Raw genomic sequence first — 24,368 nt, forward strand, 5'->3', positions numbered from 1 at the left:
GCTCGCGGCGCTACTGCGAGTCGTCGTCGGTGAACTCGTCGGCGTCCGCCTGCGCCGACGACTGGACGTCGTCCATGTCGAAGGTCGAGCCGAGTTCGTCCGCGTCGATCGACCGCTCGAGGGTGTCCCGATCGGCCACCGCGCCCAGCCCGCCGTCTTCGACCGCCGACCGGATCTCGCCGGCGTCGATGGCCGAGTCGACGCTCTCGGAGTCGGCGGCCGACTCGAGCGCCCGCCGAACGACGAAATAGCCCGCCAGGGCGACGCTTCCGGACGCGATCGCCCCCGGAATCCCGTAGCGTTTGTACCCGAACGTGATCGCCTTCTTGCCGATCGTGTACGCGCCGATCATGGGCGGCGCTTGCGCCGGAACGGGAAAGAGGACGCGGCTTTCGTACGGAAGTGGCCCCCTCGCGGACAGGCGGACGAGAACGAGCCGGTCGCGTCTCCCGGTCGTCGCATCGCCTCTCAGAACGCTTTTCCCGCCGTTAGCTCAAGTCGACGTATGGTGTCGCTGCAGGGGCTCGCCGTCGCGCTTCTCGGGTTCGCGATCGTCGTCGGCTGTGCCGGTGCCGTCTACAGGGACGCGACCCGGGTCGGCGTCTCGAGGGCGGGTCCGTGGGCCGGATTCGTCGCTCTTACCGTCGGGTCCGGGTTCGCCGGCTACCTGTTCCCGTTTCCCGTCCCGGTTCCCGGGTTGCTCGTGATCGTCCTCGCCGGTCCGGCGCTGTACCTGTTCGAGCGCGACGACGCGAAACACGGCGGCGGATCGGCCGACCCGCGCTCGCTCCCGGGCGACTCGGGGGACGATTCCGGGGCCGACCGCGGCCGCGAGGAGTGATCGTCCGCCACACCGCACGCCTTTTGCCCGCGCCCGTCCAACGGCCGCCAACATGAGCGACTCCGCGAATCCCGGGACGGACGGCGCTGGCGGCGACGCCGCGGACGGCGACGGCGGGCCGGCACAGGTCTCGAGTCCGGACTACCACAGCGAGAACCACACCGCGGCCCAGACCTGCGGCTGGACGGCAAACGCCCTGCGCGGCGAGGGCAAGTGTTACAAGAACATCTTCTACGGGATCGAGTCCCACCGCTGTATTCAGATGACGCCGGTGGTCAAGTGCAACGAGCGCTGTGTCTTCTGCTGGCGCGACCACCAGGGCCACGCCTACGAGATGGACGAAGTCGAGTGGGACGACCCCGAGGCCGTCGTCGACGCCTCGATCGAACTGCAGAAGAAACTGCTCTCGGGCTTCGGCGGCAACGACGAGGTCCCCCGGGAGGTCTTCGACGAGGCGATGGAACCCCGCCACGTCGCCATCTCGCTCGACGGCGAGCCGACGCTGTACCCGTACCTGCCGGAACTCATCGAGGCGTTTCACGACCGCGACGTGACGACGTTCCTCGTCTCCAACGGCACCCGTCCCGAGGTGCTCGCCGAGTGCGATCCAACCCAACTGTACGTCAGCGTCGACGCCCCCGAGCGCCACACGTTCGATCAGGTCGTCAAGGCCGTCGAGGACGACGCCTGGGAGCGGCTGCTCGAGACGATGGCGGTCCTCGCCGACAAGGACGAGACCCGGACCGTCCTCCGGACGACGCTGGTCAAGGGCGAGAACATGCACCATCCCGACTGGTACGCCGGGTTCTACCAGCAGGCCGACCCCGATTTCATCGAGCTGAAGGCGTACATGCACGTCGGCCACTCACAGGGGCGGCTGGACCGATCGTCGATGCCCGACCACGAGGAGGTCGTCGAGTTCGCCGAAGCCGTCGGGGAACACATGCCCGAGTTCCCCGAACTCAAGGCGGTGCCGGCCTCCCGCGTGGCCTTGCTCTCGAGAACCAGCGACACGTGGGTGCCCAAGCTGAAGAAAGACAGCGAGTTCTGGGAGCGCGACCCCGTCACCGGCGACTGAGGCCCGCTCGAGTCAGAACTCGAGTCCCGTCCCTCGCACCACGCCGCCGACGGTCACGCGGAGTTTACTGCTGAGTGCCCACAGCGTGCCGGCGTAGACCGCCGCCCCGAGCGTGACGATCGCGAGAAGGTGTGACCACCCCTCGATCGCAATGACGCGGGCCGCGAGGACGACGACCGCGAACATCACGGCCGCGGCCGCGACCTGCTCGAGCAGCGTTCGCGGCAACAGCGAGACGTCGGGAAGGTGGCGTTTGACGACGATAGCGGCGACGGCGTACCGGATCGACTCCGCGACGACGGTCGCGACCACGACGCCGATCGGCCCGTACGAAAGCGTCAGCACGACCCCGAGGACGACGTTGATCGCCAGGGTGCCCGACGCTGCGGCCGTGTTGATCTCCGGGCGGTCGATCCCGTCGATCACGCGCAACAGCGGAACGCTCTGGGTTCGGACCACCTTGTACAGCGCCAGCCCGACGAGCAGGGCGGCGGCCTCGGCGTACTCGGGACCGAACAGCGTCACGACGAGGGACTCCCGCAGGGCGAGCGCCCCCAGAAAGAGCGGAATCGCGATGACGCTCGCGAACGCGACGGTGTTCGAGACGTCCTCGCTGACGTCGGCGTCCATGCTGTGGCGGTGGCTGACCCGCGCCATCAAGCCGCTCGCGGCCGCCATCGAAACGAACGTCGCCGGCAGGGTGATCTTCAGCGCGACCTCGTAGTAGCCGGCGGCGGCCGGGGTCAGCAGGTAGCCGAGCAGGAGGACGTCGAACCGATCGTAGGCCTGCCCCAGAACGGCGTTGGGAACGCTGAACCGGGCGTACTCCCCGAGGTTCGAGAGGGTGTCCCGGGGCGGGAGCGTCGGCACGACCCGAACGTAGTACCAGAGGACCGGCACCGTCAGGAACGTCGCCCCGGCCAGCCCGTAGGCCATGCCGGCGGCTCCAAGCCCGAGGAGGACCAGCCCCAACTGCAACGGGAACGTCAGGATCGAGCGCAGCGTGTCGACCCACATCGATGCGCCGACGAGTCCGCGGGCCTGAACGACGCGATCGACGGGCTCGTACAGCGTCGTACTCAGGAGTACCACGACGAACAACACCGGCGCGGCGGCAAGGCCCGTATAGGAGACGAGCCACCGAGCGCCGAGGACGGTCGCCACGCCGGCGATGGCGATCCACGCCACGGTAAAGAGCGCCTGCGCGCCGAGCAGCTCGCGCTCGGGTGCGCCGGCCTCGGAGAACCGTTTCTTGATGGCGATCCCCCAGCCGACGGCCACGCGGTCGGCGAGTTTGACCAGCGCCAACAGCAGGTAGAAGCCGCCGAACGCCGTCGGTCCGAGGATGCGGGCGAACAACACCACGCCGACGAACCCGACAGCCGCCATCGCGAACTTCGCCGCCGTGGCTTTGACCGTCTCGCCGCCGAGACTGACGCTCGAGGCGTCGACCATCTAGACGTATCCGAGGTCCTCGAGTCGGCTGACGGTCGCCTCGTCCAGATCGACCGCCTCGGACTCGCGTCTCGCCTTGTCTTTGTACGCCTCGATGGGGACGTCGAACTCGTCGCGACACCAGTCGGGGACGCCGTCGCCGTCCGATCGCAGTTTCTGGTGGGACGTGCCGCTGACGTCGTAGACGAACGTATTACCCATTGAATCCCACTCGTACTTCCGGTCGTCGCGGTAGACCGCCCGGATCATCCGGTCCCAGTACTCGTCATCGACGTCGTCGGGAACGCCGAGCCCGCAGCCGATCAGTTCCGCCGGAGCGATCTCCCGGGTCGGAACCGAGGCCTCGCGGTCCTCGTCGGCGATGTCGACGATCAACTCGCCGAGATCGAGGTGGGTAACGTACTCCCCGTCGTCGGGGGCGTCCATCCCCTCGGGTGGATTGATGATCTCGAGGGGGACGTGGACGAGCCCGTCCGTGAGACTCGAGGTGTGATCGAAGAGGCCGTCGTCGGCGTCGTAGCCGAGGTTCTCGCCGTGATCGGCGGTGACCACGACCGTGGTCTCGCCCGCGGTTTCGTCCCGGAGGCGTTCGATGGTATCCGTGACGGTCCGGTCGAGGTAGTCGATCGCGGCGGCATAGAGTTGGCGGTGATACCGTCGGTCCCGCCGAAACTCGCGTTCCGGAACCTCGTTTCGGTCGGCCATCCGATCCCACGTCTCGAACTCGAGCGACGACCAGCCGTACGGGGCATCGTGGATGGAGCGGTCGTACCCGAGGACGTGCTGGTGGGGCGCGTGGGCGTCCATGAAGTTGGCGAAGAGAAACAGCGGTTCGGGACGCGTCCGTGCCAGTTCGACGAGCTGGGAGCCGATCGCCCGCGCGCCGTCGTCGATCAGTTTGGGGACCGGCGCGGTCCGCATCGTCGCGTTGAGCTTGAAGACGACGCCGTTGACGAGCGTCTTGGCCGGCGCGTCGTGGGCAAGCGCCGTCCGGAAGAACTCGAGGAACCGCCTCGCGCCGTCGGTTTCGTCGGTCTCGCGTTCCTGGACGAACTGCTCCATGTCCATCCCCGCCGGAAAGATCCGGTGGGGGGCCACGTCCCGGTACTCGTCGAAGATCGCGTCGAACCCGAACGTCGAACTCGCGTAGACGTTCGAACTCGCGCCGTAGGCCCCGTGGGGTACCCCGGCGAGGAACGTGTCTGAGCGCTCGAGATCGAAGACCCGGTCGTGGGTGTGGATGTCGTGTTCGCTCGGAAGGTCGCCGGTGAACATGCTCGCGTGGCTGGGGACGCTCCAGGAACTGGCGGCACGACACCGGTCGATCGAGATGTCCGACATGGCCTGCAACCGCGGCGCATACTCGTCGAAGTAGTCCTTGCGAACCGTATCGATGAGGATCAGCGCGACGTTTCTCGTCATCTGACCATCCCCTCCACTGCGGCTCGAAACGCCGCGGCCTGGCGCGACTCCGTGCAGTCCTCGATTCGCTGGCGATGCCTCCGGCCCATCTCGATGCGTGCAGTCCTGTCCATGGTTCGGACGCGGTCGATACAGTCGGCGATGTCGTCGACGTGCGGTTCGAAGACGTTCCGCTCGGGAAGCACCTCCCGTGTTCCGGTTTCGGTACTGGCGATCACGGGCGTTCCCGAGAGCATCCCCTCCATCGCGGCGACGGGGAACGCGTCGCCGATCGACGGCTGGACGTAGAGACTCGCCCGGGCGAACGCCGCGGCGAACGCCTCGAGATCGACGAAGCCGGGCGTTCGGACGCTCTCGAGCGACGCGTACGGCTCCTCGTCGTGGCCCGCGCCGAGGATCGTCAGTTCGACGCCGGGGAGGCGGTCGGCGGCGCTCGCGAGCGCGGCCACGTTGTTCGCCGGTTTCGTCGTTCCGGCGGTCAAAAGTTCGACGGGATCGTCCGGGGACGCCGGTTCGAGGCTACGGAGGCGGTCGTACTTCGCCGGGGCGATAGGCGGCCTGACGACCCGCGTGTGGACGGCCCCGAGATACGGCCGCGCCCACTCGAGGGCCGTTTCGCTGACGCCGATCGCGCCGTCGAGCAGCCGGCCGGTCACCGGTTCGAGCGCCGTCCAGACGTGTCTGGTCCCGCGGTTGCGCAGCGTCAGGAAGGTCTCGTCCGCCGCGAGGTAGACCAGTGCCGTCGAGCCGAACAGCGTCGACGGGTGGCTCGCTCCGTAGGCCAACAGCGTCTGGAGCGGCGCGGTCCCCTCCGCGATCACGACGTCGTAGTCGCCCGACAGCGTCGTCCCCGTCTCGAGGCGCGCGAACTCGTCGTCGAGCGTCCGGGAGCCGTCGGCGAGTCCCTCGCCGGTTTCGAAGTGGACGTACTCGGCCCCGAGCGCGTCACCGAACGTCCGGTGTGCCGGGTGGGGATTCTGGAAGAGCATACAGGCATTCAGGTCGGTTTCGGGACCGGAGTCGGCGGCGGAAACGGCGTCGGCCGCCGTCGCCCGCTGGCCGGTCATCCGTCGGTCACCCCCTCGATCGATGCATCCCGGTCACGCTCCTCGTCGGCGTGCCGAGACGCCTCGGTCGCTGGCAGCTCGCGCTCGCTCTCGAGGGCGGAGTCGACCGGTTCGCTGTCCGCCTTCGGAACGCGGTCCGTGGCAGCCGGTGGGCCGACGTCGGCGGTCGCCGTCTCCGAGACGATTCCGCGGAGTCGCTCCGCAAAGCGGTCGTACTCGTACCGGCGCGCTTCCTCGCGGATCTCGACCGGATCGAAGTCGTCGGAGTCGAACCGTCGAACCGTCTCCCGGAGGGACGCGACGGTCGGCTCGAAGCACATCCCCGTACGGCCGCCCTGTATCTGGTAGCGCGTGAACCCCTCGTTTACCCCGAGCAGGGGTTTGCCGGCCATCATGGTTTCCGCGCCGACGAGGCCGAAGTCCTCCTGAACCGGCGCGTAGACGACCGCCGTCGCCCGCGCGACCAGCGACTCGATGTCCGCGACGTAGCCGCGCACCTCGATGTTGTCGTGGCGGGCCGCGAACGCCTCGAGTCGTTCGCGCTGGCGTCCGTCACCGGCGATTACGAGCCGTTCGTCCAGACCCGCAAAAGCCGTCGCGATCAGGTCGATCCGCTTTTCGGGTGCCAGCCGGGACCAGGTGACGAAGTAGCCGTCGTCACCGTCGTTGCGCCAGTCGCCGGTAACCGGCGGATAGAGGACCGCGGCGTCGCGGCCGTAGAACCGCCGGATCCGGTCACGAACGAGTTCGCTGTTCGCGACGAACCGGTCGACGTAGTCGTTTGCCTCCTTGTCCAGCGCTCGCCAGCCCTTCGCGTAGGCTTTGAGTCCGGTCCCGACGAGCGGGAGATCGAACGACGAGAGCCGGGCTCGATACCGATCGTACAGCCACCGCGGGGGGCTGTGGGGATAGTGGACGACCCGCTGGTCGACCTCGGGGACGTAGTACTTCGACAGCGGCGCGCTCTCGAGGATCACGTCGTACTCGGGCAGGTCCTCGTGGGCGTCAGTGATATCCAGTGCAACGTTGAGCGTCTCGAGCGGATTCATCCCCTCGTTTCGCCACTCGAGTAGCGGACGCCACGGCAACGACGTGTACTTCGACTGCCGGAACGGGCGAACCTCGACGTCGTCGGGAAGGTCGGTCCCGTCGGCGACGTAGGTCGTGTATATCGGCGCCTCGAGCACGCGCGCGGCCTCGATGGCGAACGCTTCGCCGCCGCCGAGACCGGGAAACCGGTCGTGGAGGATCGCGACGTCGACGTCGGTCACTGTAACACCTCCCGGAGTTCCCGATCCGGATCCCAGGTTCCGTCGTGTGTTTCGTCGTCGCGATCGCGCAGGAGGGCGACGCTCGCGCGAAGCAGCGAGATCTGGGCGTCGAACAGCGAGTACAACGGCTGGATCGGTCCGAGCGCGTCGCGGGAGCCAAGCGCGGTGACTCCGACGACGGCGGCCGGAACGGCAAGTCCAGCAGGGCCGAGGACGGCCAGCGAACCGACCGTCGCCAGCGCGAGGGTGCCGGCGACGAGCCACGGCGAGACGACCATGAACCACCAGTTGAAGGGCAACACGACGCGCCCGTAGGTGCCGTGTCGGCCGAGCGCGTCCCGCTGTCGCCACAGCAACCGCAACAGGCCCACCGCTCGCCGATCCTTCTGTTCGCGGCGCTTACCGAACGCGGAGTGGGCCGCTTCCCGATATCGGATGTCGGGATCGAAGACCACCCGATCGCCGTTGCGGCGGATCTTCAGGGCGAGTTCGGTGTCGTCGGCCATCGAGTCCTCGTCGATCGGGACGATCGCCTCCCGCTCGTAGGCCGAGAACGGGCCGTGAAAGATCAGCGTCGAGTCGAGATGCGACTCGAGCATCTGGATCCGGGTCTGGAGGTTCCGGTAGCCCCGCTCGACGTCACTGTCGCCGATGACCTCGGCGTTGCGACCGGTCACCGCGGCGACGTCGGGATCGGCGAGGTTCGCCGCGGCCGTCCGTACGGCGTCGGCCGCGATCCGCGAATCACAGTCGGTCTTGACGACGAGTTCGTTGCTTGCGACGGCGTAGGCCTCGTTCAGGGCGGTCGCAAGCCCCTCGCGCTCGTCCCGTCGAACGAGCGTCAGTTCCGGCTCCGATCGCCCCGCGAAGAACGTTTCGACCCGCTCGGCCGTCCCGTCGTCGCTCGAGTCGACGACGACGATCTCGACCCGATCCATCGGGTAGTCGAGTGCGACGAGGTTCTCGAGTTTCGAGCCGACGATCGCCGCCTCGTTGTACGTCGGGAGGACGATACTCACCGGCGGCGTCTGCGGCCGCGTATCGGCGGGAGTGCCGGTCGGTCGGCGGAGGTAGTACAGGCAGAGATACCACAGGTACGGGAGTCCGGTCAGTGCCACCACCCCGAACAGGGCTTCGACGAGACGCTTCATGAGAGGACGCGTAACCGTTCATCAGGTTGTGACAAAGCCGGCCGCCCTGCATTGTGCAAGGGGCGACGGTCGTTACTGTCACGGGTTTCGAAACGGGAGAGCAGCCGATCGACGCCGGATCGGTGGGCTTTTCCACCCCGACCGGGATCGGAAGGTACGGATAAACGCTCGCCAACTCCATCACGGTTTTGTGACGCATACCATATTCGATACGCTTTTGAGCGGGTACACCAAACCTGTGGGTATGTCAGTGACATCGGAGTCCGCCGTCGGCCACGACGAACTCGCCGTGCTGAAACTTCTCGCGCTCGAGGGCGGTCTCGAAGGCGACCTCAAGATCTCCTGTTCTCACCTCGCGGACCGTCTCGAGGCGTCGAACCAGACCGCATCGCGTCGGCTCCAGCGACTCGAGAGCGCGGCCCTGCTCGAACGCGACACGGTAAGCGACGGCCAGTGGGTCGCGATCACCGACGCGGGCGAGCAGGTCCTCCACGGGGAGTACGAGGATTACCGGCGTATTTTCGAGACGGACGCGGAGGTCGAACTCGAGGGGACGGTCACCAGCGGCATGGGGGAGGGCCGCCACTACATCTCGCTGCCGGGGTACAAACGCCAGTTCGAGGATCGACTCGGCTACGAACCGTTCCCCGGGACGTTGAACGTCGACCTCCGCGACGACAGCGTGCGCCGGCGCAGCGCGGTCTCGTCGCTCGAGCCCGTCCCGATCGACGGCTGGGAGGACGACGAACGGACCTACGGCCCCGCGGTCTGTCACCCCGCGATCGTCGAGACGGCGGAGGGGGACCGATACGAGAACGCCCACACCATCGCCCCCGAACGAACACACCACGACGACGATCAACTCGAGGTCATCGCGCCGGACAAACTCCGCGAGCAGTTGGCACTCGAGGACGACGACCACGTCACCGTCCACGTGGGTGATCGACGATGACCGGCTCGCACGCCGGTCCACGGTCGAACGCGAACGCGCGTGCCGCCTCGAGCGGGGACGCCGACGTGGACACGGATGCGGCGTTCGAACGCGCGCTCGATGCGCTCCGGTCCGGAGAGCCGGTTCTCGTCCACGACGCGGCCGACCGCGAGGGGGAAACCGACCTCATCTATCACGCCGACGCCGTCACACCCGATGCCCTCGCCCGACTGCGAAACGACGCCGGCGGGCTCGTCTGCGTCGCGCTCGGCCACGAGGTCGCCGAAGCGTTCGAGCTCCCCTTCTACGCGGCGGCGGTCGATCACCCGGCGACGGGCGACCACGACCTCGGCTACGACGAACGGTCCTCGTTCTCGCTGACGGTCAACCACCGGGATACCTACACCGGGATCACGGACAACGACCGCTCGCGGACGATCCGGGCGCTCGGTGCGGCCGCCGCCGAACCCGACGAAACCGATTTCGCCGGCGAGTTCCGCGTGCCGGGACACGTCCACTTGCTGAAGGCCGCTCCCGATCTGCTCGCCCAGCGGAAGGGCCATACCGAACTCGGGCTCGCTCTCGCCGACGCGGCCGACCTCCCGCCGGCCGTCGTCGTCTGTGAGATGCTGGACGACGAAACCGGCGAGGCGCGCTCGCCCGTCGACGCCCGTGCCTACGCCGACCGACACGGATTCCCCTATCTCGAGGGCCGTGCGGTCCTCGAACGACTCGGCTAACCGCTAGTCGCTGCGGGACCCCAGCGACGCCCCGTTGCCCGACGGCCCGCTCCGGTAGACGGCATAGAGCACGAGCACGGCGATCGCGAAATCGAAGCTGTGTTCGACGAGGTGATGGACCGTCATCGGGAGCAACCCGAAGACGGTACAGAGCCCGGTCACCGACCGTGCCACGAGCAAGCCGAGAACGACCGTAATCAGCAGGTATCTGAGCGACCGCCGACGCGAGTACGCGACGACGCCACAGCAAAAGAGGATCGTCGTCCCCGCGACCGCCAGGACGATCACGGCAAGCAGAACTGGCGCGAGCTGCGGGTCCAGCCACCCGACGTCGAACGGACTCGTATGTTCCATCGCCGCTACCCTACGTGGGTGTGAGAGTTACGTATGTGCTTCGGTCGGAACGAAACCGACGGGTCATATGACCCGTTCTCAACGAACGGGAACGATCGGAACCCGTTATCAGGGCGCCACCGCTACCTCTCGACAGCGGCCGTCCGTTCGACGGCTATCGATTCCAATGAGCGAGACTCGTCGACAGATCAGAACGCACGTTCACGCGAACGCCGGCATTCACTTCAACGAACTCGTCCGGGAGTCGGAGTTCGCACCGGGACAGATCCAGTATCACGTTCGCCGCCTGATCGACGCCGGTGACCTCGTCCGCGAGGAATGCTACGGACGAACCCACTACTATCCGCCGGAGTACGACGAGTGGGAGCGAGCGGTCCTTGCGCTGTTTCGCCGCGAAACGACTCGGGAGATCGTCGTCCACCTGCTCGAGGACGATTCGGCCGCGCCGGGCGACGTCGCCGACGCGATCGGCATCGCCCGCAGCACGCTCGAGTACCACCTCGACCGGCTCGTCGAGTGCGACGTGGTCGAGAAAACCTACGACGATCGAAACCGGGTGACGATCCGACTGGCCGACCCCGAGCGAACGGCCCGACTGCTGTCGACGGTCGAGCCGTCGGTTCCGGATCGGCTCGTCGACCGGTTCACGCGGCTCGTCGACGGCCTGCTCGAGGCCGGTCCCGCCTCGGAGTGACGCCGGGCGTCGGACGGTTCCGCGGTCGCCGACCGACGATCACCCATCGGGCGGCGGGGTTTCGACGGCCGTACCATAATTTCGACGTTCGAACCATAACTAGGAATAATACACCGGGCGTGCGATCGGCTATGAAACAGCCCGTCAAGCGGCGGCGGTTCGTACAGATGGCAAGTAGCGGTCTCGCGGTCGGGGCCGCCGGCTGTCTCGGCGGCGAGAGCGGCGATGGCGAAGCCGATCCGGACGACGGCGACGAGTCGGACGAAACCGCCGATCACGGCGAGCGGACGGGGAGTTCGGGCCTCGCGTACGCCTTCGGCCCGAACACGATCGCACTTATCGATCCCGAGGCCGGCGAGGTCGTCGATGAACTCACCGAGGGCGTCGACGGCTACGAGTACGGGGACGCGGTCCTGACCGACGACGGGAGCGAACTCTTCGTCATCGAGGAAACGCTCACGCAGGTGCTCGTGATCGACACCGAAACGCGGACCATCGTCGACGAGGTCCCGATGGGTCCCGACGGCACGCACATGTACCATCCGAACGCCGACGAGATGTGGGCCCACTCGGACGCGGAAGGGACGTTCTACGTCATCGACACCGATTCCCACGAGGTCGTCGAGACCGTCGCGGTCGGCCTCGAGGGAGAGGGCCACGGCAAACTCCTCTCCCACGCGGATCTCGGGTCGGTCGGCTACGCGACGAACGTCAACGACCCCGCGGCCCACGTCGTCGATCTGGACGCGTACGAGCGGACTGGATCGATCGAACTCGGCGAGGAGGGCGGCACCCACTACAAGGCGTACAGTCCGGCGAACGGCCTCGCGTACTTCGAGTACGGCGACGTCACCGCCGTCGTCGACACCGATACCGACGAGGTCGTCGACGAACTCGACGTCGCCGGCGGGATGTATCTCACCCCGAGCGGGGACCGGATGAGCATCGTCGACCACGGCGAAATCCACGTCTTCGACGTGACCGGCGAGGACACCGTCTCGATCGGGTCCGTCGCCGTCGACGACGGGCCGGATGCACTCGCCTACCACGAACACGACGGCACGCGCTACGGATTCACGGCGAACACGATGGCCGCCACCGCGACGGTCGTCGACGTCGACGAACTCGAGGTCGTCGAGCACATCGACGCCGGCGACATCGAACGCCCCGAGGACGCACACCACCTCCATCGCTCCGGCGTCTCCGGCGACGGCTACTTTTTCACTCCCGCCGACGGTGACGGGACCGTCGCGGTCATCGATATGACCGCCCGGGAGCTGGTCGCGCACGTCCCGGTCGAGGACGGCGTCGACACCGTCCAGTACGTCCCCGCGTCCGAATGATCCCCGGCGAATCGCTCGCGCGCGATCCCCGTGGCCGGTCGCCGCCGGCGTGGGTGCCGGCCGTGCTCGCGGTCGCCGTCCTCGTCCTGACCGGCGTCGCCGCCCCCGTGGCGGCACACGCGTCCCTGAGCGATTCCGACCCCGAAAACGGCGCTCGGCTCGAGACCCGTCCCGCGGAGGCGACGCTTACGTTCGCCGGCGACGGGATCCAGACCGCCGATGTCGCCGTCCTCGACCCCGACGGCGAGGACGTCAGCCGCGAGGCGCGCGTCGACCCCGACGACGCGCAACTCGTCCGCGTGCCCCTCGAGCCCGGACCGACGGACGGCCAGCACGGACTGTACACCGTCGAGTGGGAGGTCTTCGCCGACGACGGCCACACCACGTCCGGATCGTTCGTGTTCACCGTCGGCGACGGGCCGCTGGATCGGGATGCCGTCCTCGAGACCTACCGGACCGAAGGCGGCGGGGCGGACGAGGGGACGCCGCTACCGGAAGCCGGCGCGAAGGGATTGGTACTGCTCGCGATCGCCGGACTCGTCGGCCTCCCGGCGACGGCTGCGGTCGCCGTGTACCCGGTCGCGACTCGGTTCGACTCGCCAACCCGGACGGTCGATCGTCTCCTCGCGCGATCGGTCGCGGGAACGAGCGCGATCCTGTTCGCGTCGGTGCTCGCCCTCGGACTAGCGCGAGCCGCGTCGCTTGGACCGCTCGCCGTCGGGACCGTCCGCGAGTTCGTCGCCACCGCGCTGGGACGGGTCTGGCTGGTGCAGCTCGGCCTCGCCGCTGCCCTCGCCGTCGCCCTCGTCAGTATCGCCCGCGACCCCGATCGACGCTCCCGTCGCGGTCGGCTCGGAACGGCACTCGTCGGCGCGCTCGCCGTCGGCGCGCTCGGCAGTTGGACGAGCCACTCGGCGACGGCGATCGATCGGCTATGGGGACTGGCCGCCGACTTCGCCCACGTCGTCGGTGCCGGGCTGTGGCTCGGGGGGCTGTTCGTCCTCGCGGTCGTCGTCCCGCCGATGCTCCGCGGGACGGCCGCGGCCGACCGCAGGGCCGCCGCGGCCGAAACGATCCGGCGGTACTCGCTGCTCGCGCTGGCCGGCGTCACCCTCGCCGGCGCGACCGGACTCACGCTCGCGTCGTGGCACGTCCCCGCGCTCGAGGACCTCGCCGGAACGGGATACGGTCGAACCCTTTCCGCGAAGACCCTCCTGGTCCTGCTGGCGCTCGGCCTCGGTGGAGGCACACGGTTCGTCCTCCTGCGCCGCCTCGAGACCGGAGCCGATCGTTCGGCACCGATCGTCGCGTTCACGCGCGCCGTCAGGCTCGAAGTCGCCCTCCTCGCGGTCGTCGTCCTCCTCTCTGGCCTGCTCGCTTCCGTCCCGACGGCCGCGGTCGTCGCCGGCGGGGACCATGGGCTCGAGACGGCGACCGTCGAACGCACCGACGACGATACCGTGGTCGAACTGGCGGCGACCCCAGCCGCGACCGTAACGGACCGCGACGCGACCGGCGACCGGCGCGAGCGGCTTCTGGTCGCGGAGAACACGCCGCTCGTGTTCGAGGTCGCCTTCTCGAGCGGTGCCGGCGGGGACCCGGTCGCCTCCGATCGGCCGGTTCGGCTGCTCGCAACCGCCGTCGACGGCGACGCGACGATCGAGGTCGAACTCGAGGAGACGAACGGGGGAACGTACGCGACGGTCCAGCGGCTGCCCGCCGACGGCGACTGGGAGCTTCGAATCACCGGCGCGCCGGACGGCGATTTCGACGACTGGTGGATCGACGCGCGCGTCGCTGACGATCGCACCGCGAGCGACGACACCGCTCGATCCGATGGGAACGATCCCCCGCTTCCTATCTGGCTTCGGTTCGGCGCGGTCGCGATCGCGGTCGTCGGTACCGCCGCGGTCGTCCTCGAGGCCGTCCGGTTCGGCGACTAATCGCCGTCGATCGTCCAACCGCCGGCCGCCGCCGGCCGGTTTGCGCCCGAAAAATCGCGAACACTTAGTACGGTGGCTTGCAACACACACGATCATGGGATTCGACGAGATGGACGTCGACACGATCTGGATGGACGGAGAGTTCGTCGACTGGGACGACGCACAGATCCACGTGCTCACCCACGGACTCCACTACGGCAGCGGCGTTTTCGAGGGTGTCCGCTGTTACGACACCGAAAACGGCCCCGCCATCTTCCGCTGGGACGAACACCTCGATCGGCTCTTCGAGTCCGCAAAGCCCTACGAGATGGACATCGACTACACGAAAGCGGAACTCACGGAGGCGACGAAGGAACTCATCCGCCGTCAGGACCTCGCGTCCTGTTACATCCGCCCGCTCGCCTTCTACGGCTACAACTCCCTCGGTGTCAGCCCGCAGGACTGTCCCACCACGACGGCCATCGCCGCCTGGCCGTGGGGCGCGTACCTCGGCGAGGACGCGCTCGAGAACGGCATCGAAGTGATGGTCTCCTCGTGGCGCAAACACGCCTCGAGCCAGATCCCGACCAACGCCAAGACGACGGGACTTTACGTCAACAGCATGCTCGCCGGCGAGGAAGCGCGCCGGAACGGCTACGCCGAAGCGATCGTCCTCAACAAGGAAGGCAACGTCGCGGAAGGCCCCGGCGAGAACGTCTTCCTCGTTCGCGACGGCGAAATCTACACGCCCGGACTTTCGGAATCGATCCTCGACGGCATCACCCGCGATACCGTGATCACGCTCGCCGAGGATCTGGGGTATACGGTCCACGACAACGTCTCGATTTCGCGCGGCGAACTCCACACGGCCGACGAACTGTTTTTCACCGGCTCCGCGGCCGAGGTTACGCCCATCCGGAAAGTCGATAACGTCGTCGTCGGAAACGGTTCCCGCGGTCCCGTCACCGAGGAACTCCAGTCGGCGTTTTTCGATCTCGTCGAACGGACGACCGACGAGTACGACGAGTGGTTCGAGTACGTCTAGCCCCGCAAACCGTCACCGATCGAGACGCAACGACTGCACGCGATAGCCCGCTCGAGCCGGCCGACGGCGTTCAATCGTCGTCGTCGGAGCGACCGGCCTGACTCTCGTCGATGACGTCGATCGAGACGCCGGCGTCCATACCGCGGTTTCGGTCCGCGTCGCCGAACCCGGCGCTTAGGACCCGGGTGAGCGCATCCTCGACGTCCTCGTCGAGGTCGATGATGTCCTCGGACTCGACCTCGATCACGAACCCGGTCGTGATATTCGGAGACGTCGGCAAAAACAGCACTTCCCGTCCGTCTTCGGTTACCTTGCCCGTCTTGAACGCGGTCATTCGAAGCCCGTCCCACACCTCGAGTTTGACGGGTTTCTGGAGCGATTCCTGTTCGCCGAAGGCGGTTTCGGCGGCCATTTTGGATGCGTTGTAGACGACCCGCATCACCGGGACCCGGTTGGCGACGTTGTCGACGACGCGTTCGACCAGCCCACCGATCGTCGTTCGCATGAGATAGCCGACGGAGAAGGTGAGAATAATGAAGACCGTCAGTGCGACGATGACACGGAGGAACTGGGCGAGTTGTCGACGCGTTTGTACGGCCTGGTCAGTGCTGCCGGGGATCAACGACTCGAGCGCTTCCGCTTTGAGAATAAGCCCGGGAGTAACTCCGGCGACGAGCCCGTAGAGCCAGTAGATGACGTAGAGCGTCACGAGGATGGGCCCGAGGACGATCAGCCCGCTCGCAAAGTCCCGCTTCCACGAAGCCATGTAGTGAGACTCACACTAGGGCCTAATGAGCCCTTCCCTTTATCGGCCGAGAACGGCACGGAGGGCAAACCGGAGGTTCTCCTTGCGTTCCATCACGCGCCGGAAGAAGTACGACTTCCAGCGCCCGCCGTAGGGAACGTACTGCCAGACCTCGTACTCGTCTGCGAGGTCGTACTGCGCGTCCTTGCGGACGCCCATGAGCATCTGGATCTCGAAGTCGGTGCCGTGTTCCTCGTGGAGGGAAGTCGCGTACTCGATCATCTCGGGATCGTGGCTTCCGACCGCGATCCCGCCGTCGAAGTGCTCGAACGCGTACTCGAGAAGCGACCGGTAGGCCTCGTCGACCCGCTCGCCCTTTTTGTAGGCGACTTCGGACGGCTCGTCGTACGCGCCCTTGACGAACCGGACCTTGCCGGGGACGTCGGCGAGTCGTTCGACGTCCTCACGGGTTCGTTTGAGGTTCGCCTGAACGCAGACGCCGACGCCGCCGTCGTGCTCGCGGGCCAGTTCCTCGAACGTATCGAGCGTCACGTCGGTCGTCGTGTGATCCTCCATGTCGATCCAGACGAAGACGTCGTGTTCCGCCGCGGCGTTGACGATCTCCGTCACTTCCTCGCGGAACACGTCGTCGCCGAGGTCCAGCCCCAGCTGCGAGGGTTTGACCGAGAGACACGCGTCGAGGTCCGAGGACGCGATGTCGTTTGCCAGCGACCGATACTCCGCGGCGTCGGAACGGGCCGGCGGCCGCTCGTCGTAGTGTTCCCCGAGCAGGTTGATGATCGCCTTGACGTTTTGCTGGTTGAGTTGACGGGCATGGTCGAGCGCTTCCGCGGGGGATTCCCCCGCGACGAACCGGTTCGCGATCGGCGGGATCATAGCCGGCGTATCGGCTGCCGGGCATAAGGAGTTTGGTATTTCGATCGACACGGGTCCGCTCCGTGAAGCACCCGAATCGGCTCGTTTGACCCGTTTCGTACCGATTCGTCGCCACTCTCCCGATACTGTTGGATTGTGGAGATATCGTGCGCGAGCGGGCCGTCGCTGGCGTGGACCGAACCACCACCGGTTAAGACGTGCCGGGACATTCCGGCGCACATGGCAGTACTCGAGACAGTCGTGATCGCGTTCTGGGCGATGTTGCCTGCCTACGTTCCGAACAACGCCGCAGTGCTCGGTGGGGGTGGCCGACCGATCGACGGCGGCCGAACGTGGGGGGACAAACGGGTCCTCGGCGACGGGAAAACCTGGCGCGGGACGGCCGCGGGAATCGCCGCGGGCGTCGTGCTCGCGGCCGTTCTGACCGTCATCGAACCGACCGTCAGCGACGCGCTGGGATTCGACGTCCCGGCGTTCGAGCCGCTTGCAGCGCTCGGTCTCGCCGCCGGAGCGATGCTCGGCGACATCCTCGCCTCGTTTCTCAAGCGCCGAAGCGGCCGCCAGCGCGGCGCGATGTTCCCCGGTCTCGACCAGCTCGATTTCGTCGTCGTCTCGCTGCCGTTGACCGCCCTGCTCGCGACCGAGTGGTTCCGTACGTGGTTTACGCTGGACGTGATCCTCGTCGTCGTCGTGCTTACGCCCGTCCTGCACGTCACGACGAATATGATCGCGTACAAACTCGGGCTGAAGAACGAACCCTGGTAAGTGCTTTCAGCGGCGTCTATTACTCGCCCGACTCGGCCGTTCTCGAGCGTGGAGCGTGCCAGCGACCGGACCTCCGATCGTTCACTCGAGCGCGTCCCGGAGATCCGCGACCGCGTCGTCGTGGGCCTCGTGGGCGCGCTCGAGTTCCGCCGGGCCGGCGAGCATCCCGAAGAAGCCGTGGATCACGTCGTCGTAGTGGTGGTGGCTGACGGGAACGCCGTCGTCCGCGAGCCGCCGTGCGTAGGCGGCACCGTCGTCCCGAAGTGGATCGAACCCCGCGGTGATGACCGTCGCCGGCGGCAGCCCCGAGAGGTCGTGTGCCAGCCGGGGCAACGCGTAGACGTTCCCCTCGTCGATCTCGCGCTCGAAGTAGTTCGTTCGAAACCACGCCATGTCGTCTTCGGTCAGGAAGTATCCGTCGGCGTTTTCCTCGTACGCGTCCGTCTCGAGGACGTTCCCCGTGCTGGGGTAGACGAGCAACTGGTAGGCGATGTCGGGTCCGTCACGGTCGCGTGCGAGCAGCGCCGTCGCCGCCGCGAGGTTCCCGCCCGCGCTGTCGCCGGCCAGCACGATCCGATCGGGGTCGGCGTCCAGTTCTGGGGCGGCCGAACCCGCCCACTCGAGGGCGGCATAACAGTCCCGGAGTCCGGCGGGGAAGGGGTGTTCGGGCGCGAGACGATACTCGACGCTGACGACGGGGTAGCCGGACTCGGCGGCGAGTTTGCGACAGGTTGCGTCGTGGGTCTCGATGCTCCCGATGACCCAGCCCCCGCCGTGGAAATACACCACCAGCGGTCGGTTCGAGCCGTCGGTTCCCGGTTCGTAAACCCTGATCGGCAGGTCGCCGCCGGGACCGTCGATAGTCCGGTCCTCGACCGACGCCAGTTCGATCCGTGGGTCGCCGCCGGCCTGCAACCGCTCGAACGCCCGGCGGGCCTCCGGCGGTGACAGCTCGGAAAACGAGGGCGTATCGAGGGAGTCGTACAGTTCGAGGAACTCCTGTACGTCCGGATGCGGTTCGGAAGCGCGAGAGACCGTCATCGAACGGAACTCTCACCGGACGAGACAAAAAGGTACGTCAAGCGGCGGTTCGCTCCTCGACGGGCACGTTGTGGTCCCGTTCTCGAGGGGGCGTCCGAACGGTTCGTTCCACACCGCTTATTTCGGTTCGGCACGCGCCTTCGAGCAATGACGAACCAGGCACTCATCGACGCCCTGCGGGCGGCCGATGCCGTTCGGTTCGGCGAGTTCGAACTCTCCCACGGCGGCACCAGCGAGTACTACGTCGACAAGTACCTCTTCGAGACCGACCCCGACTGTCTCGAGGCCATCGCCGCGGCCTTCGCCGAGCGGGTCGACCCGGACGACAAACTCGGCGGGGTTGCGCTGGGCGGCGTCCCCCTCGCTGCGGCGACCAGCGTCGCGGCCGAGGTTCCCTACGTCATCGCTCGGAAACAGCGCAAGGAGTACGGCACCGCCAATCTGATCGAGGGCCGCCTCGAGGAGGGCGAGGAGGTCGTGGTACTCGAGGACATCGTGACCACGGGAACGAGCCTCGTCGAAGCCGTCGAGGCGCTGCGGGACGCGGGCGCGACCGTCGAGCGCGCGCTGGTCGTCGTCGACCGGCAGGAAGGCGGCCGCGAGAACGTCGAGGACGCCGGCGTCGAGATGGAGGCGCTGGTGACGGCCGAGGAACTGCTGGCCGACAGGGAGTGAGGACCGACCCGCGCCCGTTTCCGGGCCGTTAGCCGCTACTGCCCGTAGGACTCGAACTGCTCTACGACCGTCTCGAGTTGCGCGTCCGAGAGCGTCGCCGGCTCGAGCCCGGCCGCCCTCGACTGGAGGTAGAGTCTGGCGAGGCTCTCGACGTGGTGGGTGTTCTCGAGGGCCGTCTCGAGGTCGGGCGCGGTGACGACCAGACCGTGGTTTTCGATCAACGACGCCGTCGCGTCGGCCTCGGCCATCGCGGCGACGATGTTCTCGGCGAGCGCGTCGGTACCGTACGGTGCGTACTCGGCGACGGGCACGCGTTTGCCGACCGCGACGATCATGTAGTGGATCGGCGGGAGCGGCCGGCGGGCGACCGCCAGCGTCGTCGCCCACGGCGAGTGGGTGTGAACGATCGCGCCGACGTCCTCGCGCCGGTAGATGGCGGCGTGCATCGGCACCTCGCTGCTCGGTGCCATCCGGCCGTCGCGTTGTTCGCCGTCGGTTCCGACCACGGGCACGTCGGCGGCGTCGAACCCGTCGTAGGGGACGCCGGTCGGCGTGACAGCGAAGGCGTCTCCGTCGCGCCCGTCACGAACGCTTATGTTGCCCGTCCGGCCGGGCGTCAGCGCCGCGAGGTCCGGCGCGTGCTCGACCACCGCTCGGCGTTCGGCCTCGAGGATCACAGCACCACCTCCAGTAGTTCGTCGAACGCGTCGATCCGGTGATCCGGCGCTCGATGACCGTCGAGCGATTCGTCCCCGTCGGGAGCGTCGGCGTCGAACAGCACCGTCTCGAGACCGACGGCGTTACCGCCGACGATATCCGTCTCGACGTTGTCGCCGACCATCACCGTCTCCGAGGGGCGGCGCTCGAGACGCGACAGCGCCAGCGTGAACGTGGCCGATCCCGGTTTCTCCCGACCCGTTTCCTCCGAGGTCAACAGGAGATCGATCTCGGAGTCGAGTCCGAGCGTCGCGAGTTTCTCGAGTTGGACGCGCGTCGTCAGGTTCGTGACGACGCCGACGTCGATCCCGCGTTCGTTCAACGTCCCGAGCGTCCCTTCGACGCCGGGAACGAGATCGATCGCGTCGATGTACGCCTCCCAGTAGGCGTCGGCGAGCGCGAGCGCGTCCGCCGGCTGCGGACGGCCGGTTCGCTCCTCGAGGGCGCGTTTGAAGTAGAGCACCCGCCCGTGGGCGGCCGCGGTGCCGGGGACCTCGCGTTTCGTTTCCCGACGGCCCGTCCGATAGCACTCCTCGAACGCCTCGCGGTCGAGGTCGTAGCCCAGTTCCCGGGCGGTCTCGAAAGCCGCGTCCTTTCCCGCCCGATTGCACGGCGAATACGGGTAGAACGTGTTGTCGAAATCGAAGAGGACGGCGTTGACGCTCATACCCCATGGTCAATGGCGAGCGAAAAACGAGTACCGGTCCCGTCGTCCCACCGCAGATCAGTACAGCGGCCGATATCGGATCAAAATGGTTTTCGATTGTCATGATCGCAGGTTACGCCATGTCGAAGCTCGTGTTACCACTCTTTCTCGTCTTCGTTCCTGCGTTTCTCGCGTTTGCAGCCTATCTGTGTTACCTTGGCGGTCGCGATCTACGCAAATCTCGGACGATCGTGACCGCCGATCCGCGATCGATCGGCGAGGTTTCCGCTCGAAGCGGGCCGATCGAAGTGGAAGGAACGGCGGTTCCAGCCGACGAACACGGGACCGTTACCGGACCGTTCACCGAAACCGACTGTCTCGCATACACGTACAGTGCACAGGGAAAGCGGGGATCGGGGCCGGACGACGCGCCCCGGTCCGACGACGGGACGTACGACGTGCTCGACGAGGGGAAAGCGTCCACGAGATTCTACGTCGAAGACGAGACGGGACGGGTTCTCGTCGATCCGGCCGGTGCGACGTTCGAATTCACGCCCGAAACGCACTACAACGCGCCGCTAAGCGATACCCCTGAGCCGGTCGAGGAGTACATGCAACGGAACCCGGAAACACGACCGCCGGACACGTTGCTCCATCCCGTGGTGTCAACTATACTACGGAACCACAATCGATTCGTCGAACGCCGGCTGGATATCGGGGACACGGTGTACATTACGGGGTACAAGCGGCCCGCTACCGAAGGGGATTCTGCCGAGATCGTCGTCGGTAACGGGCCGAACGAATCGGAATTCGTCATTTCCGATCGATCGAAACGATGGACCGCGGGCGAGTACGGAATATACGGTCTTGGAAAAGCGATCGCGGGCGTCGTTTTGGTCATAATGATGCTGCTTCTCCTCCACGAAAACGTCCAGTACATCCACCAGCACAGTACATTCTAGTTCGGTTCCGGCGGCTCCCTGACACCAATTCGTGCGGTGTCGTTTCGCTTCTCAACCGCAACTCGTCCCGCTTCGCTTTGCATCCGAATTCGAACAGCGCCACGGACCATCACAACGCTTTTATTCCGGTCGAGACTACGCGTAGTCACGATGGTAGGTGTCCGTTTTACACGCCGGGCTCGTGCCCGCTTCTAACTCCCACCTACCGTTCGCTGTGTCGACCCGAACCGACCAGCAAACGGTGTCGACGGCCCGCTCGCTGACGGACACGCCACCGGCGTTCTCCGGACAGTTATCCCACCACAGTTACAACCATGTCAGAATCAGAACCTGAACCGCAGGCGGACGGACGAATCGCAGTCGTACTTCCCGACGGCTCCGAACTCGAGGTCGACGCGGATGCGACGGTCGAAGACTGCGCCTACGAGATCGGTCCCGGCCTCGGCAGCGACACGGTCGCCGGCAAACTCGACGGCGACCTCGTCGCCAAGGAAGAACCCGTCTACGACGGGGCCGAACTCGAGATCGTCACCGACGACGGCGGCGAGGAGTACCTGCGCGTGATGCGCCACTCCGCGTCCCACTGTCTCGCCCAAGCCGTCGAACGGCTGTTCGACGAGGACGAAGTCAAACTCGCCATCGGCCCGCCGACCGACGAGGGCTTTTACTACGATTTCGACAACCTCGACGTCGACGAGGACGACCTCGACGAACTCGAGGCCGAGATGGCGGAGATCATCGAGGCCGACTACGAGATCGAGCGCGAGGACGTCTCGATCGAGGAGGCCGAAGAACGCCTTGCGGACGAACCCTACAAGCTCGAGTTGCTCGAGGAGTTCGCCGACGAGAACGACACCGTCTCGTTCTACCGGCAGGGCGAGTGGGAGGACCTCTGTGCCGGCCCGCACGTCGACTCGACGGGCGAGATCGGCGTCGTCGAACTGCTCGAGATCGCCGGTGCCTACTGGCGCGGCGACGAGGAAAACGAGATGCAGACCCGGATCTACGGGACGGCCTTCGAGGACGAGAGCGATCTCGAGGAGTTCTTAGAGCGCAAGCGCGAGGCCGAAAAGCGCGACCACCGCCGGATCGGGTCGGAGATGAACCTCTTCTCGATTCAGGATGTGACGGGACCGGGCCTTCCCCTCTATCATCCGCCGGGGAAAACCGTCCTCAAGGAACTCGAGACCTTCGTCGAGGACCTCAACAAGGACGCAGGCTACGACTACGTCGAGACGCCCCACGTCTTCAAGACGGATCTGTGGCACCGCTCCGGCCACTACGAGAACTACGCCGACGACATGTTCATCTTCGACGTCGGCGACGACGAGTTCGGCCTGAAGCCGATGAACTGTCCCGGCCACGCCGCCATCTTCCAGGATCAGTCCTGGAGCTACCGCGACCTCCCGATCCGCTACGCCGAGAACGGCAAGGTCTACCGGAAGGAACAGCGCGGCGAACTCTCCGGCCTCTCGCGGGTCTGGGCCTTTACCATCGACGACGGCCACCTGTTCATCCGACCCGACCAGATCAGACAGGAGGTCGAGGAGATCATGGACATGATCACCGACGTCCTCGAGACGTTCGATCTGGAGTACGAGATGGCGCTTGCGACCCGCCCCGAGAAGTCGGTTGGCTCCGACGAGATCTGGGAGCGCGCGGAAGAACAACTCGAGTCCGTCCTCGAGAACCGCGCCCACGACTACGAGGTCGAGGAGGGTGACGGCGCGTTCTACGGCCCGAAGATCGACTTCGCGTTCGAGGACGCCATCGGCCGCTCGTGGGACGGCCCGACGGTCCAGCTGGACTTCAACATGCCCGAGCGGTTCGACCTCTCGTACGTCGGCGAGGACAACGAGGAACACCGGCCGGTCATGATCCATCGGGCGCTGTACGGCAGCTACGAGCGGTTCTTCATGATGCTCATCGAGCACTACGAAGGCCGGTTCCCGCTGTGGCTGGCTCCCGAACAGGTCCGCGTGCTGCCGATCTCCGACGACAACCTCGGCTACGCCCACCGGGTGGCAAACGAGTTCGATGACTTCCGCGTCGAGGTCGACGACCGAGACAGCACCCTAGAGCGGAAGATCCGCGCGGCCCACGACGATCGCGTCCCCTACCAGATCATCGTCGGCGACAACGAGGAGGAAGCCGGCAACATCTCGGTCCGGGACCGCTTCGAGGACCAGGAGTACGACGTCGAGATCGACGCGTTCAAGCGCCATCTCGAGGACGAAATCGAGGAACAGCGAACCCAGCCCGACTTCCTGCAGGACGAGTAGCGTCGCAGTCTGTACTGCAACGTTTATCCCGGCGTTCGTGGATTTACGTCGTCCGATTAGTCACAACAGCAGTGTACTACTTCTCGATACGTCATCTCCCGCTCGGCTCCATAATAGAGATCGATTTTGCGTGATACACTCGGGTGTGGTGGACATTCCGGTTCAGCAGGAATATTGACGACACCGTTTGTGCCATCGTCGGTCCGATACTCGATGGTGCGTACATACCGTTGACCCTACTATATACATACTCGTAGATGGGCGTCTGAACAGAGTCGAGAAGACAGCCCTCCGGTTGCGGGCGATCGACGTATTGCGAAGGTT

24 protein-coding genes are annotated in these 24,368 nt (G+C 66.5%); 12 read left to right on the plus strand and 12 right to left on the minus strand.

The window, feature by feature from the left end:
* Positions 1 to 10: 10 nt before the first annotated feature.
* The gene (locus TX80_RS03200; RefSeq protein ID WP_049921420.1) at positions 11 to 352 is read right to left on the minus strand and encodes a hypothetical protein; all 342 of its coding nucleotides are present in this window, start codon (positions 350 to 352) and stop codon (positions 11 to 13) included.
* A 153-nt stretch (positions 353 to 505) separates the two neighbouring features.
* Between TX80_RS03200 and TX80_RS03205 the strand changes: the two genes are divergently transcribed.
* Complete coding sequence (locus tag TX80_RS03205; RefSeq protein WP_049921421.1) at positions 506 to 841, plus strand: hypothetical protein; 336 nt, start codon at positions 506 to 508, stop codon at positions 839 to 841.
* A gap of 52 nt (positions 842 to 893) precedes the next feature.
* A complete protein-coding gene (gene twy1, locus TX80_RS03210) occupies positions 894 to 1,919 on the plus strand; it encodes a 4-demethylwyosine synthase TYW1 (protein ID WP_049921422.1) in 1,026 nt (341 codons plus the stop codon).
* A gap of 12 nt (positions 1,920 to 1,931) precedes the next feature.
* Here twy1 and TX80_RS19280 read toward each other — a convergent pair whose 3' ends face one another.
* From TX80_RS19280 to TX80_RS03235, 5 genes are read right to left on the minus strand one after another with little or no spacing between them, the layout of a single operon-like run.
* Positions 1,932 to 3,374 (minus strand): lipopolysaccharide biosynthesis protein, encoded by a 1,443-nt coding sequence (locus TX80_RS19280; protein WP_049921423.1) that lies wholly within the window; start codon positions 3,372 to 3,374, stop codon positions 1,932 to 1,934.
* On the minus strand, positions 3,375 to 4,796 hold the full coding sequence (locus tag TX80_RS19285) for a sulfatase-like hydrolase/transferase (protein WP_049921424.1): 1,422 nt from the start codon (positions 4,794 to 4,796) through the stop codon (positions 3,375 to 3,377).
* Positions 4,793 to 5,863, minus strand: coding sequence for a glycosyltransferase family 4 protein (locus TX80_RS03225; RefSeq protein WP_049921425.1), 1,071 nt, complete (start codon positions 5,861 to 5,863; stop codon positions 4,793 to 4,795). The genes TX80_RS19285 and TX80_RS03225 overlap by 4 nt, the downstream gene beginning before the upstream one ends.
* Complete coding sequence (locus tag TX80_RS03230) at positions 5,860 to 7,134, minus strand: glycosyltransferase (RefSeq protein ID WP_049921426.1); 1,275 nt, start codon at positions 7,132 to 7,134, stop codon at positions 5,860 to 5,862. Before TX80_RS03230 ends, TX80_RS03225 begins: the two co-directional genes overlap by 4 nt.
* Positions 7,131 to 8,285: a glycosyltransferase gene (locus TX80_RS03235; RefSeq protein ID WP_049921428.1), complete on the minus strand. Its 1,155-nt coding sequence runs from the start codon at positions 8,283 to 8,285 to the stop codon at positions 7,131 to 7,133. Before TX80_RS03235 ends, TX80_RS03230 begins: the two co-directional genes overlap by 4 nt.
* A 244-nt stretch (positions 8,286 to 8,529) precedes the next feature.
* On the opposite strand from TX80_RS03235, the gene TX80_RS03240 reads away from it, so the two are divergent.
* Together TX80_RS03240 and ribB are read left to right on the plus strand one after the other, a co-directional pair.
* On the plus strand, positions 8,530 to 9,237 hold the full coding sequence (locus TX80_RS03240) for a DUF120 domain-containing protein (RefSeq protein ID WP_049921429.1): 708 nt from the start codon (positions 8,530 to 8,532) through the stop codon (positions 9,235 to 9,237).
* Entirely contained in the window at positions 9,234 to 9,956 is a 723-nt protein-coding gene (gene ribB / locus TX80_RS03245; protein WP_049921430.1) for a 3,4-dihydroxy-2-butanone-4-phosphate synthase, read from the plus strand. The genes TX80_RS03240 and ribB overlap by 4 nt, the downstream gene beginning before the upstream one ends.
* A gap of 3 nt (positions 9,957 to 9,959) precedes the next feature.
* Here the strand turns inward: ribB and TX80_RS03250 are convergent, their stop codons facing one another.
* Positions 9,960 to 10,310: a DUF7471 family protein gene (locus TX80_RS03250; RefSeq protein ID WP_049921431.1), complete on the minus strand. Its 351-nt coding sequence runs from the start codon at positions 10,308 to 10,310 to the stop codon at positions 9,960 to 9,962.
* Positions 10,311 to 10,476: 166 nt separating this feature from the next.
* On the opposite strand from TX80_RS03250, the gene TX80_RS03255 reads away from it, so the two are divergent.
* The 4 genes from TX80_RS03255 (at position 10,477) to TX80_RS03270 (ending at position 15,314) form a co-directional block, all read left to right on the plus strand.
* Positions 10,477 to 11,004 (plus strand): winged helix-turn-helix transcriptional regulator, encoded by a 528-nt coding sequence (locus tag TX80_RS03255; protein ID WP_049921433.1) that lies wholly within the window; start codon positions 10,477 to 10,479, stop codon positions 11,002 to 11,004.
* A 131-nt stretch (positions 11,005 to 11,135) separates the two neighbouring features.
* Positions 11,136 to 12,347, plus strand: coding sequence for a hypothetical protein (locus tag TX80_RS03260; RefSeq protein ID WP_049921434.1), 1,212 nt, complete (start codon positions 11,136 to 11,138; stop codon positions 12,345 to 12,347).
* A complete protein-coding gene (locus TX80_RS03265) occupies positions 12,344 to 14,290 on the plus strand; it encodes a copper resistance CopC/CopD family protein (protein ID WP_049921436.1) in 1,947 nt (648 codons plus the stop codon). The genes TX80_RS03260 and TX80_RS03265 overlap by 4 nt, the downstream gene beginning before the upstream one ends.
* 94 nt (positions 14,291 to 14,384) lie before the next feature.
* Positions 14,385 to 15,314, plus strand: coding sequence for a branched-chain amino acid transaminase (locus tag TX80_RS03270; protein ID WP_049921437.1), 930 nt, complete (start codon positions 14,385 to 14,387; stop codon positions 15,312 to 15,314).
* Positions 15,315 to 15,384: 70 nt separating this feature from the next.
* Here the strand turns inward: TX80_RS03270 and TX80_RS03275 are convergent, their stop codons facing one another.
* Positions 15,385 to 16,080 (minus strand): DUF502 domain-containing protein, encoded by a 696-nt coding sequence (locus tag TX80_RS03275; RefSeq protein ID WP_049921438.1) that lies wholly within the window; start codon positions 16,078 to 16,080, stop codon positions 15,385 to 15,387.
* Between the two features lie 39 nt (positions 16,081 to 16,119).
* Positions 16,120 to 16,956, minus strand: coding sequence for a proline dehydrogenase family protein (locus TX80_RS03280; protein ID WP_049921439.1), 837 nt, complete (start codon positions 16,954 to 16,956; stop codon positions 16,120 to 16,122).
* Positions 16,957 to 17,175: 219 nt separating this feature from the next.
* Between TX80_RS03280 and TX80_RS03285 the strand changes: the two genes are divergently transcribed.
* Positions 17,176 to 17,721 (plus strand): CDP-2,3-bis-(O-geranylgeranyl)-sn-glycerol synthase, encoded by a 546-nt coding sequence (locus TX80_RS03285; protein WP_049921440.1) that lies wholly within the window; start codon positions 17,176 to 17,178, stop codon positions 17,719 to 17,721.
* Between the two features lie 81 nt (positions 17,722 to 17,802).
* On the opposite strand, the gene TX80_RS03290 is transcribed toward TX80_RS03285, so the two are convergent.
* Entirely contained in the window at positions 17,803 to 18,762 is a 960-nt protein-coding gene (locus TX80_RS03290; RefSeq protein ID WP_049921441.1) for an alpha/beta hydrolase, read from the minus strand.
* A 147-nt stretch (positions 18,763 to 18,909) separates the two neighbouring features.
* On the opposite strand from TX80_RS03290, the gene pyrE reads away from it, so the two are divergent.
* On the plus strand, positions 18,910 to 19,437 hold the full coding sequence (pyrE, locus tag TX80_RS03295) for an orotate phosphoribosyltransferase (RefSeq protein ID WP_049921442.1): 528 nt from the start codon (positions 18,910 to 18,912) through the stop codon (positions 19,435 to 19,437).
* A gap of 35 nt (positions 19,438 to 19,472) precedes the next feature.
* On the opposite strand, the gene TX80_RS03300 is transcribed toward pyrE, so the two are convergent.
* The gene (locus tag TX80_RS03300; protein ID WP_049921443.1) at positions 19,473 to 20,114 is read right to left on the minus strand and encodes a class II aldolase/adducin family protein; all 642 of its coding nucleotides are present in this window, start codon (positions 20,112 to 20,114) and stop codon (positions 19,473 to 19,475) included.
* Positions 20,111 to 20,821 (minus strand): HAD family hydrolase, encoded by a 711-nt coding sequence (locus TX80_RS03305; RefSeq protein WP_049921444.1) that lies wholly within the window; start codon positions 20,819 to 20,821, stop codon positions 20,111 to 20,113. Before TX80_RS03305 ends, TX80_RS03300 begins: the two co-directional genes overlap by 4 nt.
* Positions 20,822 to 20,922: 101 nt before the next feature.
* On the opposite strand from TX80_RS03305, the gene TX80_RS03310 reads away from it, so the two are divergent.
* Positions 20,923 to 21,762 carry a GIDE domain-containing protein gene (locus tag TX80_RS03310; protein WP_195893023.1) on the plus strand — a complete coding sequence of 280 codons (840 nt, stop codon included), beginning with the start codon at positions 20,923 to 20,925 and terminating at the stop codon, positions 21,760 to 21,762.
* Positions 21,763 to 22,076: 314 nt separating this feature from the next.
* Complete coding sequence (gene thrS, locus TX80_RS03315; RefSeq protein WP_049921447.1) at positions 22,077 to 24,044, plus strand: threonine--tRNA ligase; 1,968 nt, start codon at positions 22,077 to 22,079, stop codon at positions 24,042 to 24,044.
* Positions 24,045 to 24,368 lie beyond the last annotated feature (324 nt).

Source organism: Halopiger djelfimassiliensis (assembly GCF_000455365.1).
In the GTDB taxonomy this organism is placed as follows: domain Archaea; phylum Halobacteriota; class Halobacteria; order Halobacteriales; family Natrialbaceae; genus Halopiger_B; species Halopiger_B djelfimassiliensis.